General features: G+C 62.5%; 11 protein-coding genes. 6 read left to right on the top strand and 5 right to left on the bottom strand.

Annotated elements, in window-relative coordinates; translation table 11 throughout:
* Positions 1 to 36: 36 nt before the first annotated feature.
* Positions 37 to 360, top strand: a complete 324-nt coding sequence (locus IB267_RS28560) for a hypothetical protein (RefSeq protein WP_192450825.1) — start codon at positions 37 to 39, stop codon at positions 358 to 360.
* Between the two features lie 198 nt (positions 361 to 558).
* A complete protein-coding gene (locus tag IB267_RS28555; RefSeq protein WP_371742655.1) occupies positions 559 to 1,218 on the top strand; it encodes a hypothetical protein in 660 nt (219 codons plus the stop codon).
* A 95-nt stretch (positions 1,219 to 1,313) separates the two neighbouring features.
* Here IB267_RS28555 and lysS read toward each other — a convergent pair whose 3' ends face one another.
* Positions 1,314 to 2,810, bottom strand: a complete 1,497-nt coding sequence (lysS, locus tag IB267_RS28550; protein WP_113187302.1) for a lysine--tRNA ligase — start codon at positions 2,808 to 2,810, stop codon at positions 1,314 to 1,316.
* A 10-nt stretch (positions 2,811 to 2,820) separates the two neighbouring features.
* Positions 2,821 to 4,278 (bottom strand): glutamate--tRNA ligase, encoded by a 1,458-nt coding sequence (gltX, locus tag IB267_RS28545; protein WP_192450824.1) that lies wholly within the window; start codon positions 4,276 to 4,278, stop codon positions 2,821 to 2,823.
* Between the two features lie 257 nt (positions 4,279 to 4,535).
* On the opposite strand from gltX, the gene IB267_RS28540 reads away from it, so the two are divergent.
* Together IB267_RS28540 and IB267_RS28535 are read left to right on the top strand one after the other, a co-directional pair.
* The gene (locus IB267_RS28540; RefSeq protein ID WP_043618487.1) at positions 4,536 to 4,883 is read left to right on the top strand and encodes a helix-turn-helix transcriptional regulator; all 348 of its coding nucleotides are present in this window, start codon (positions 4,536 to 4,538) and stop codon (positions 4,881 to 4,883) included.
* A 225-nt stretch (positions 4,884 to 5,108) separates the two neighbouring features.
* On the top strand, positions 5,109 to 5,489 hold the full coding sequence (locus tag IB267_RS28535; RefSeq protein WP_043618485.1) for a VOC family protein: 381 nt from the start codon (positions 5,109 to 5,111) through the stop codon (positions 5,487 to 5,489).
* 237 nt (positions 5,490 to 5,726) lie between these two features.
* On the opposite strand, the gene IB267_RS28530 is transcribed toward IB267_RS28535, so the two are convergent.
* The 3 genes from IB267_RS28530 to IB267_RS28520 all read right to left on the bottom strand — a co-directional run bounded on the left by IB267_RS28530 (position 5,727) and on the right by IB267_RS28520 (position 8,305).
* On the bottom strand, positions 5,727 to 6,476 hold the full coding sequence (locus tag IB267_RS28530; RefSeq protein ID WP_192450823.1) for a TerC family protein: 750 nt from the start codon (positions 6,474 to 6,476) through the stop codon (positions 5,727 to 5,729).
* 173 nt (positions 6,477 to 6,649) lie between these two features.
* A complete protein-coding gene (locus tag IB267_RS28525; protein WP_192450822.1) occupies positions 6,650 to 7,489 on the bottom strand; it encodes an AraC family transcriptional regulator in 840 nt (279 codons plus the stop codon).
* A 111-nt stretch (positions 7,490 to 7,600) separates the two neighbouring features.
* Positions 7,601 to 8,305, bottom strand: coding sequence for a TetR/AcrR family transcriptional regulator (locus IB267_RS28520; RefSeq protein WP_192450821.1), 705 nt, complete (start codon positions 8,303 to 8,305; stop codon positions 7,601 to 7,603).
* Between the two features lie 158 nt (positions 8,306 to 8,463).
* Between IB267_RS28520 and IB267_RS28515 the strand changes: the two genes are divergently transcribed.
* Both IB267_RS28515 and IB267_RS28510 read left to right on the top strand, forming a co-directional pair.
* On the top strand, positions 8,464 to 9,675 hold the full coding sequence (locus IB267_RS28515) for an HlyD family secretion protein (RefSeq protein ID WP_192450820.1): 1,212 nt from the start codon (positions 8,464 to 8,466) through the stop codon (positions 9,673 to 9,675).
* Between the two features lie 151 nt (positions 9,676 to 9,826).
* A complete protein-coding gene (locus IB267_RS28510; protein ID WP_156134123.1) occupies positions 9,827 to 11,416 on the top strand; it encodes a DHA2 family efflux MFS transporter permease subunit in 1,590 nt (529 codons plus the stop codon).
* Positions 11,417 to 11,451 lie beyond the last annotated feature (35 nt).

The raw sequence follows: 11,451 nt of genomic DNA, 5'->3' as shown, positions 1-11,451 counted from the left end.
GGGAACGGCTCATCCAGTCAACCGGGAGGTAATGTCATGCATAGGCTGGTCCTTGTTTCCATGATCGTCGTCACCGCGGCAACGTCGTTTGCCGCTCCCTCCTTTGCCCAAAGCGCCGGTGGCAAGGGCCGCGGCGGCGGTGGCGACGGACACGGTTCTTCCGACAGCAGCGACTGGTATGCCGGCATCGGTTCCTTCACCCATTCCAACGACAGCTACAACCGGCGGCGCCCCAAGGTCATCCTGACGAAGTCGGGCGCCTATTGCGTCGAAAACCGCCGATGGGTCGACGCCTCGGGCAAGGTGCATTTTTCGCCTTACCGCGAGTGCCGTGACCGCATCGATATCGCTGTGGACTGATCGACGTAGAGCTTTGAGAGGGAGGCGGGCGCGCAATCGCCCGCCTCCCTTTTTGTTGATCTCCTGCCGCCGGTCTCCTGCGGGTTGCCGGCAGATCGCTACCGCAATTTAAACTTTCCGAAAGGTCGCGCGCCTAATGTTGTGCTGCCCGTTCCGGGCTTTTTGCAATTTCTGGATATGACGGCGGAGTCCACCCTCGTGAAGGCTATCCTCGGCAAGATCAGGCCATCGAAGAGACTGCTCGTCATTCTCACGGCGGCCTTCGGTGTTTCCGCCGCTTCGGGCGGCGCTGCCGTCTATGTCAGCCGCGACGCGCTGATGGCGGAACTTTCCAAACCGAAGGTATCGGGCCTCGAATGCACGACCATTCGCACGCTGAAGCTCGGCCACAACGGCCAACGCTGGATCCGGATGCACGTCAAGACCGACCGCGCCGACGGCCAGGCGCGCATGCGAACGGCGTTGCGCGTCGTCGGTGCCCTGGCGAAAGCTGAGCGGGCAGATCTCTATCAGGTCGTCGTGCTCGATTCCGCCGGCCCTGAAAACCGGGCCGATGTCCGCGGTGCCGCGATCGGTGCGGAGGTGCTCTTCGCCCCCGGTCCACAGAGCGTTCCGGGCATGAGCGAGACGTTTCGGGCGTTCTACAATGACGGCACGGCCAATTCTGTCGGCGTCTTCCATGGCAAGACCGTCGACCTTTCGATGGATGACATCCGGACGATGATGGCGGCCATGGACGACCATTCGCCATGCATCGATCCGTCGGCCGCACCGGCCGATGGCGCGACCGCCGAGGGCGGCGCCGGCGAACACGAGGCCAAGCCGGCCGAGACCGCCGAGGCGCCCGCGGGCCACTAGACCCGGGTCACGTCCGGCTATCCGATCCCTTTGAAACTGAAAAAGGCCCGGCGCGTGAGCGGCGGGCCTTCGTGTTCGTGGCGATGCGACCTTGATCAGTCAGCCTTCTGCCGGCGGGCCGGGAAGAGGATGACGTCGCGGATCGACGGTGCATTGGTCAAAAGCATGATCAGGCGGTCGACGCCGATGCCGAGGCCACCGGCCGGCGGCATGCCCTGGTCGATCGCGTCGAGGAACTCGTCGTCGAGCTGCTTGGCCTTTTCGCCGCGCGCATGCGCTTGCTCCAACTGCTCGACCATGCGGGCGCGCTGCTCTTCCGGATCGTTCAGTTCGGAGAAGGCATTGCCCAGTTCCCAGGCGTTGCAATAGGTCTCGAAACGCTCGACGAGGCGCGGCTCGCCCGGCACTTCCTTGGCAAAGGGCGAGATGTCCTTCGGGAAATGCGTGACGTGGGCGGGCTGGATCAGCGTGCCTTCGACCTTCTCTTCGAAGATGAAGGCGAGGCACTCGCCCCAGGTCCAGTCCTTCTCGACCTCGAAGCCGGCAGCCTTGGCGGCAGCGCGGGCTTCCTCGTCGGTCTTCATCGCCAGGAAGTCGATACCGGTCGCTTCCTTGACGGCGTCAGGCATCGGCACGCGACGGAACGGACCCTTGAAGGAGATTTCCTTGTCGCCATAGGCAAACTCGGTCGAACCGTGGATCGCCATGGCCAGCTCACCGAACAGCCGCTCGACGAGGTCCATGATGTCCTCGTAGTCGGCATAGGCCCAGTAGCACTCCATCATGGTGAATTCCGGATTGTGCCGGGTGGAGACGCCTTCGTTGCGGAAGTTGCGGTTGATCTCGAAGACCTTGTCGGTGAGGCCCGAGACCAGCGTGCGCTTCAGGTACAGTTCCGGCGCGATGCGCAGGAACATGTCGAGCTTCAGCGTGTTGTGATGCGTCTTGAACGGTTCGGCGGTGGCGCCGCCATAGACCGAATGCAGCATCGGCGTCTCGACTTCCATGAAGCCGTCGTTTTCCATGAAGCGACGGATGCCCGAGACGATCTTGCTGCGCTGCTGGAAGCGCAGCTTCGATTCCTCGTTGGTCATGATGTCGAGGTGACGCTTGCGGTAGCGGATCTCGATGTCGGAGAGGCCGTGCCACTTCTCGGGCATCGGCAGCAGCGACTTCGTCAGCATCGTGATCGCCTGCGCGTTGATCGTCAGCTCGCCACGCTTGGTGCGGCGCACGACGCCGGTCACGCCGATGATGTCGCCGATGTCGATCATCGGCAGCAGTCCGCGGGCTTCCTCGCTTGTCACGTCCTTGTGGCTGAAGATCTGGATCTTGCCCGACGCGTCATGGATGTCCATGAACATGCCGGAGTTGCGCGAGGAGTAGACGCGGCCGGCGACGGTCACGACATCCTGCGTCTCGGTATCCGGCTCCAGGCTCTCGTACTTGGCGGTCAGCTCGGCATTGCTCATCGTCCGGTGGAAATGCGCCGGATAGACGTCGCCGATCTGCTCACGCAAAAGCTTCAGCTTCTGTGCGCGAACTTCCGTGGCGTCGGAGGAGAGGCCAGTGGTCTCGGTCTTGTCGTTCATCGTGCTCTCCTTACTTTCCGCTGCCGACCATGGAGGCGACCACCTGGGACGCGACCTTGAGGCGTTGGCGGACCACGGCGCGGCCGAGGATTTCCATGCTGTCGAACAGCGGCAGCGAGCGCTGCGAGCCGGACACGGACACGAAGAGCGGCGCCAGGATCACCTTCAGCTTCTTGCCCATCCGCTCGGCGACCGCACGCAGTTCGGCCTCGATCGATTCCTTGTTCCATTCGAGGATCTTTTCAAGGTCCGGCTGAACGGTGTTGAGGATCTCGAGCAGCTCTTCGGGCGTCGACTTGACGCCGGCGAAGGCTTCGGGCTTGAGGCCAAGGTCCGACTTCAGAAGGAAGCCTGCGAGATCGGGCAGTTCGCCGAGCTTGGAAATGCGCGACTGGCTGAGCTTCAGGCCCTGTTTCAGGCGGTCGTTTTCCATGGCCCAGGCAAGGACGCGGGCGGCGAATTCTTCTTCCGAAAGCTTCTCGCGGATCCAGCGGGCGTTCAGCCAGTCGAGCTTCTGTATGTCGAAGATCGCGCCGGCCTTGGAGAGGTTCTCCGAGTCGAACTTTGCAGCCAGTTCCTCGATCGTCAGCAGCTCCTCGCCTTCGGCGATCTGGATGAAGAACAGGCCGAGGAAGTTCATCAGCGCTTCCGGCAGGTAGCCAAGAGCGGAGTAGTAGGAGATCGACGTCGGGTTCTTGCGCTTCGACAGCTTCGACTTGTCGGCATTGCGCATCAGCGACAGGTGCATGAAGACCGGCGGTTCGAGGCCGAGATAGCGGTAGATCAGGATGTGCTTCGGCACGGAGGCCAGCCACTCCTCGCCACGGGCGACGTGGGTGATCTTCATGAGGTGGTCGTCGACCACGTTGGCCATGTGGTAGGTCGGCATGCCGTCGGCCTTCAGGAGGACCTGCATGTCGACGGCATCCCACGGAATTTCCACGTCGCCATAGACGCCGTCAGTAAACTTGCACGAGCCCTCTGTCGGGATCTTCATGCGCACGACATGCGGCTCGCCGGCCGCGACGCGCGACGTCACTTCTTCGGCGGACAGGTGGAGACACAGGCCGTCATACTTCGATGGCTTGCCGGCGGCGCGCTGGCTCTCGCGCATCTGCTCAAGCCGCTCGGGCGTGCAGAAGCAACGGAAGCCGTGACCGTTCTCGACGATCTTTTCGACGTAGGGGCGATACATGTCCTTGCGGTCGCTCTGGCGGTAGGGACCGTAGGGGCCACCGACATCAGGACCTTCCGACCATTCGAGCCCGCACCATTTCAGCGCGTCCAGCACCTTCTGTTCGAACTCCGGCGTCGAGCGGGTGGCATCGGTGTCTTCGATGCGCAGGATGAATTCGCCGCCGTGCTTCTTTGCGAAGAGGTAGTTGAACAGAGCGATATAGGCGGTGCCGACATGCGGCTCGCCGGTGGGGGAGGGTGCGATGCGTACCCGGACTGCTGAATTTGCCATGGTCTTTGCCCGTCTGACGTGCTTTTCGCCCCTTGCCGGAGAAGAAACCGGCCGCCGGGGGCGCGCATTTTATGGGAAGGAAAGGCCCGCAAGGGTGCCGCAACAACGGTATCGGCAGGCTATTCCAATAGGCTCGCGTGAGACCATAGAACGCCGATCATGTCAACGGAAACCCGATCACGCCGGTTTTTGTTGACACTGCCGCCTGCGGGCGTTAATGAACCAAAAGGTTATTTAACTGAAAGGTTTTTTAGAAAATGCCGGAAGATCGCTTGTCGACGACGCTCTCAGCCCTGGCCGATCCAACGCGAAGGGCCATTCTCGCCCGCCTCGCACTTGGCGAGGCCTCGGTCGGCGAGCTGGCGGAGCCCTTCGAAATGAGCCTGCCGGCAGTCTCCAAGCATCTCAAGGTTCTCGAGCGCGCCGGGCTGATCAGCCGCGGCCGCGAAGCGCAGTGGCGACCGTGCAAGCTTGAAGCCGCTCCGCTGAAGGACGTCAACAGCTGGCTCGACGGCTACCGCCGCTTCTGGGAGCAGAAGTTCGACCGTCTCGACGCCTATCTGCAGGAACTCCAGCACATCGATCCCGGCGCCGGCAAGAACTGATCGCCGCCCCGTCTTCCGTCCCTGGCCATTCTGCGCTAAGCAGGGGACGTCGAAAAAGGCAGGACCGGATAAGGTAAGCCCGGTCCCTTCGGTTTTATAAACGAAGCTCTGCTCGAACGTCCCGTTCGAACCCACGACGTGGTTCCGATGCAATCGCATCGGTCCGCGGCGGGGTGTATGCAATCGACGCAGTCCGCCGCGTTTCTCGAACACGGAGACTGTAACATGCGACTGAACCATATCGACCTCCATAGCCCTGTCGTTGCCGAAACGGCGTCCTTCCTCATCGATCATTTCGGCCTGACGCTGGTCGAAAAACGCGGCAAGGATGCCTTCTATCGCCTGACGGACGGTTCCGGCCTGGTGCTTGTCGTCAGCCCGCCGATCACCGCGCTCGGCGGCGGCGATCAGGTCAGCCTTGGGGCCCAGACCTACCACATCGGCTTTCTGCTGCCGGTGCGGGCCGAGGTCGACGACGTCTACCAGCGGGTGCGCGAAGCCGGTGTCCAGGTGATCCCGCCTGCCGACCGGCACGGTGCCTACGTCTTTTACGCGACGATCCCGGGCAACATCTTGGTCGAGGTCGGCCATCGTCCGGATGTTTGACGGGTTGAAACCGGATCGGAACGTTTCCTGAAGAGATGCGTTGTCCAACCAGAAGGCGTGGAGACCGGCCCCGGCAGGCTCGACGGCAAGGGGAAACGACCCCGTTTGTCTTGCCGCCGATGGCTCGCGGTTGACGGCCGGTTTCGGGCTCCGCGTCTTCCAGAACTCCCGTAAGCAGAAGGCCCGCATCCTAGATGCGGGCCTTTTTCATGACGGGATTGTTTTTCAGCCGGCTCGTCAGTCGAGCTTTCCGGCCTTCCTCAGGCGCGCATTGCGCGCCACCATATTGAGGATTTCGACCAGTGCCGAGAAGGCCATGGCGGCGTAGATGTAGCCCTTCGGCACATGCAGGCCCATGCCTTCGGCGATCAGCGTCGTACCGATCATCAGGAGGAAGGCGAGCGCCAGCATGACGATCGTCGGGTTCTTCTCGATGAAGTTGGCAAGCGGATTGGCGGCAACGAGCATGACGGTGACCGCGGCAACCACGGCGATGACCATGATCGGCAGGTGCGGGGTCATGCCGACGGCGGTGATGATGCTGTCGACGGAGAAGACGAGGTCGAGCAAAAGGATCTGGCCGATCGCGGCGCCGAAGCTGTTGATCGCCGAGGAGGCAATGAAATCCTCGCCGTGATCGCTCGGATCGACGCTGTGGTGGATTTCCTTGGTCGCCTTCCAGACGAGGAACAGGCCGCCGGCGATCAGGATCATGTCCTTCCAGGAGAAGCCGTGGCCGAAGGCCTCGAACACAGGCGTCGTCAGCTTGACGATCCAGGCGACGGTGCCAAGCAGCGCCAGGCGCATGACGAGCGCAAGGCCGATGCCGATGCGGCGGGCCTTTTCCCGGTGTTCGGGCGGCAGCTTGTTGGTGAGGATCGAGATGAAGATCAGGTTGTCGATGCCGAGAACCACCTCCATGACGACGAGGGTGATGAGGGCGACCCAGGCGGCGGGGTCTTGGGCAAGCAACAGGATATCCTGCATCGGCGATCTTTCTCTTTCAGCACTTCAAAAGTTCCACAGCAGCCTTTGCGCGTCCGATGGACGCGCGGCGTTGTGGGGGATGGCGCGTCGTCGCGCGAGAATCGCCGAAAGTATTTAAGAAACATTGCGGAAGAGACAAGCGCCGCCGCCTTATTGTGGCGGCGCTTTACCGTTTACGATTTGACCGGAATCCACATTTCGACGACGCCCATGCCCGAATGCGGGTCAAAGCGCTCGTCATAGCGTTCGATAAGGTCAGGTGTTTCTCCGTGCTGCAGCCCGGATTCCGGCAGCCATGTTCCGAAGACGTAGTCGGCGGTTTTGGCGATCGCGGAGATGTGGCCACGATGCAGAAAGACAGCGTAGCGCTGTTTCGGCAACCTCACTGTCGAAAAGCCCTCGGCCAAATCGTCGGCGTCGCTGATTTCGGCCGCCGCCATGTAGCGGAAGGTGCCGGCCTCGCCGTCGCTGTCACTGCACACACCATAGGCGATGTCGCCCCTCTGCCCGGGTATCGACCCGAAATGGCGGTTGAATCGTTGCCAGAGCGACGGGATGCCCTGGGTGCGGCCGTAGGCGTAGGTTTCCGAAAGGCCCGCCAAAAGCAACGGCGGGCTGTCTTCGAAGCGCGGCGGGTCGATTTTCAAGAGGCGGTTATCGTCCATCCTTAAAGGTTCCATCAGTTCGATGTTTCGAATGTGCCTTTGCTTGCGAACCGTTTCGGGTGTCACGCCGAACTGGTCGCGAAAGGCACGGGTGAAAGCCTCGTGCGAGCTGTAGCCCGCATCGAGTGCCACCGAGAGAATGCTGATGGAGCCATCGGCAAGCGCGCTGGCGGCATCGCTGAGACGCCGTCCGCGGATATAGGCGGTGATCGAGCGGCCGGTGACCAGCCCGAAAACGCGCGAAAGATGGAAGCGCGAAAGGCCCGCGGCCCCGGCGATTTCATCCAGCGATATCTCTTTTGCGAAATGGCTCTCGATGAACCAGACCGCCCGTCCGATGGCACTCATCTTCACTCCCCTGGCAACGCCCTTTTGATAGGCGCTCGGCTGAAGGCGCGCTTGATCGAAATTGCTCGATTGAAACGCAGGAGGGCTGAATGAGGTTCGGCGTCAGTCCGCCTATTTCTTCTTCTTCGGACCGTAGGCGGACATGAAGACGCGGACAGCGGCGGTGACCGTCGCCTCGATCTGTTCTTTCGGCGGTGCCGAACACATGCCGCCGAAAAGCCGGTGCTTGAAGAGGCCGGCTTGGGCCATCTCGATAAACTGGCGGGCGGCCATTTCTGTGTTGTCGATGTCGAGCACGCCGGTCGGGACCTGGCGGTCGAGATAGGCCTTGAGCACAGTGTAGCCGTTCTCCGGTGCTTCGCTGAAGAAGCGCTCGGCCAGATGCGGCATGCGGTCGATCACGCCGATCACCATGCGCATGGAGCGGATCGTCTCTTCCGCCGTCATGCTGGTCGTCAGCGTCACACCGAAATCGTAGAGCGACTCTTCCACGTCGTCGTGATCGTTGAGCGCGTGCTTGGCGGTCTGGACCACCCGGGTCTTGCCCTTGACGATCAGCGCCTTGAAAAGGTCTTCCTTGTTCTCGAAATAGACGTAGAGCGTGCCCTTGGAGACGCCGGCCTCGCGGGTGATGTCGTTCATGCTGGCGGCGTCGAAGCCCTGGCTCAGGAACGCGCGTCGCGCGCCTTCGAGGATCTGCTCACGCTTGGCGGGATCCTCGCCGGCAGCGTGTCGGCCGCCGCCCGAACAGAGATCCTCATCCATGCCGGCTGCCGGCTGCATGATGTCCTGGGTTCCGCTCTTTGCCCCACTCATGATGGTCGCTTGTTTCCGTCCTGCTCATATTAAATCTTAGTCATCGAACCGCGCGGTTCGATTTCCTCTTGATATGCGACCAGAAAGGGCTTATGTCAAGTTCCAATCGAACCGAACGGTTCAGTTCGTTCAGCAATCCTTAACCAGGCCGGTGCCCAATGTCCGCATCCAACACGTCCAGCGCTGCCCGCGTCCGTCCCGTCGACGAGACTTTCGAAGTGCAGCAGGAAACCGCGCTCGAGGCGAAGGCCCCCGCTGCGGAGCAGGCGGTCGCGCCGGCTCCGGCAAAGGAAGCCGCCGCGCCGCAGAAGAAGGCGCGCAAGCCCATCCTTCCGGTGCTCGGCCTGGCGCTTCTGGCTGCCGGCGGCTGGTATGGCTACGACTGGTGGACCAATGGCCGCTTCATGATCTCCACCGACGACGCCTATATCGAAGGCGACATCGCGACGATTTCGCCGAAGGTTTCCGGCTATGTCGCCAAGGTCGACGCTGTCGCCAACCAGAAGGTGAAGGCTGGCGACCCGCTGGTCACACTCGACGACGGCGACTACCGCATCGCAGCCGAGCAGGCCGAGGCGAAGATCGCCACCCAGAAGCTGGCGCTCAGCCGCTTCGATGCGCAGATTGCCGGCGCCAAGGCTAGCCTTGCCCAGACCGAAGCGCAGAAGAAGGCTCTCGAAGCGACGGTGCGCGGCGCCGAACTCGCGCAGAAGCGCGCGAGCGACCTCCAGTCCAAGGCCGTTGGCACCGTCGCTTCGCTCGACAACGCCGATGTGGCGCTCGACCAGGCACGGGCAAACCTTGCCGGCGCGGACGCCAACATTGCCGCTGCCAATGCCAGCATTACTGTTCTCGAAGCGCAGCGCACGGAAGCCGAAAGCGAGATCCGTTCGCTGGAGCTTGCGCGCGACAAGGCCAACCGCGACCTCGGCTTCACCGTGCTGAAGGCGCCCTATGACGGCATCGTCGGCAACGTCGCGGTGCAGGTGGGCGATCTCGTGTCGGCCGGCCAGCGGCTTGCCGCGCTCGTTCCGGTCGATCAGCTCTATATCGACGCCAACTTCAAGGAGACCCAGATCGCACATCTGGTGCCGGGCTCCAAGGTGAAGGTGCATGTCGACGCCTATGAGGACCATGCGATCGAAGGCACGGTCACCTCGATCTCGCCGGCTTCCGGTTCGGTCTTCTCGCTGCTGCCGGCGGAAAACGCCACCGGCAACTTTACCAAGGTGATCCAGCGCGTGCCGGTGCGCATCACCCTGCCGGCCGATGTGTTGGCCGAAGGGCACCTGCGCGCGGGCTTGAGCGTCGTCGTCGATGTCGACACGCGCACGGCGCCGGACCAGACCAAGGTTGCCGCAACCAAGTAAGCGGACGCAATGCTGGCGCGCCCTTGGGCGCGCCTTTTGCCGAGACCCCGGCGCCACGGAGCGCGGGTGAAATCCGGAACGCCGGCGCGGCGAAACACGCGCATGTCCAAAACGCTGGCGCCCAAGCGCGCCCATGCAAGGAGTGGCTGAGATGGCCGCAACGGCAACAGCAGGCTCGGTGGCGGCCGCCGCACCGAAGGTCGAGGAACATATGGACCCGAAGAGGCTGATCGCCTTCTTCGCCATGGTCGTCGGCATGTTCATGGCCATCCTCGACATCCAGATCGTCTCGGCCTCGCTTGCCGAAATCCAGGCCGGCCTTTCCGCCGGTTCGGACGAGATCGGCTGGGTGCAGACCTCCTACCTCATTGCCGAAGTCATCATGATCCCGCTCTCGGGCACGCTTGCGCGCATCGTCTCGACGCGTGTGCTGTTCTCGGTTTCAGCGGCCGGTTTCACCGCGGCAAGCGCGCTGGCGGCGACCGCGACGAACATCGACCAGATGATCGTCTACCGTGCGATCCAGGGCTTCATCGGCGGCGGCATGATCCCGTCGGTCTTTGCGGCCGCCTTCACCATCTTCCCGCCGTCGAAGCGCAACATCGTCTCGCCGATCATCGGCCTGATCGCGACGCTCGCGCCGACGATCGGCCCGACGGTCGGCGGTTATCTCAGCCACGCCTTCTCCTGGCACTGGCTGTTCCTCGTCAACGTCATTCCCGGCATCATCGTCGCGACGCTCACCTGGACCTTCATCGACTTCGACAAGCCGGAGCTCAGCCTGTTCAAGAAGTTCGACTGGTGGGGCCTGGCCTCGATGGCGGTCTTCCTCGGCGCGCTCGAATACGTGCTGGAAGAGGGCAACACCAACGACTGGTTCAACGACGAGCACATTGTCATGGGTGCGGTCGCTTCGGCGATTGCCGCCATCGTGTTCTTCTACCGCGCCTTCAAGGTGGAATTCCCGGTCGTCGACCTCAGAGCCTTTGCCAACCGAAACTTCGCCTTCGGCTCGATGTTCTCCTTTGTCATGGGCATCGGCCTCTACGGCCTCACCTATCTCTATCCGCTCTATCTCGGCCGTATCCGCGGCTACGATTCGCTGATGATCGGCGAGACCATGTTCGTCTCGGGCCTTGCCATGTTCTTCACGGCGCCTGTCGCGGGCATTCTCTCGGGCAAGCTCGACCCGCGCGTGCTGATGACGATCGGCTTCACCAGCTTTGCTAGCGGCACCTGGATCATGGGCCACTTGACGGCCGACTGGGACTTCTACGAGCTGTTCATCCCGCAGATCTTGCGCGGCGTCGGGCTGATGCTGTGCATGGTGCCGATCAACAACATCGCGCTCGGCACCATGCCGCCGGCGCGCATGCGCGGTGCCTCGGGCCTGTTCAACCTGACCCGTAATCTCGGTGGTGCAGTCGGGCTTGCGGTGATCAACACGATCCTGACGCAGCGCCAGGACTTCCACTATGCGCGGCTTGCCGAGCATATCCAGTGGGGCAACCCGGAGGCGATGGAGCGGTTCAACAACATGGCCGCCAACTTCAACGCCCATGGTCTCGACGGCACGACGATCGCCATCAAGCAGCTTGCCGGCATGGCGCAGAAGCAGGCGATCATCCTGTCCTTCGGCGATATCTTCATGCTTTTGACGGTGCTGTTCCTGTCGCTGATCCTCGGCGTGATGATGATCAAGAAGCCCGAGGGCGTCGGCCCCAGCGGCGGCGGTCACTGACACCGGCATAACGCAGCCCGCACGGTTTACGCGAA

It is taken from the genome of Ensifer sp. ENS09 (assembly GCF_014852425.1).
In the GTDB taxonomy this organism is placed as follows: domain Bacteria; phylum Pseudomonadota; class Alphaproteobacteria; order Rhizobiales; family Rhizobiaceae; genus Ensifer.
The sequence above is the reverse complement of the archived record's forward strand: the minus strand, read 5'-3'. Positions and strand labels throughout refer to the sequence as shown.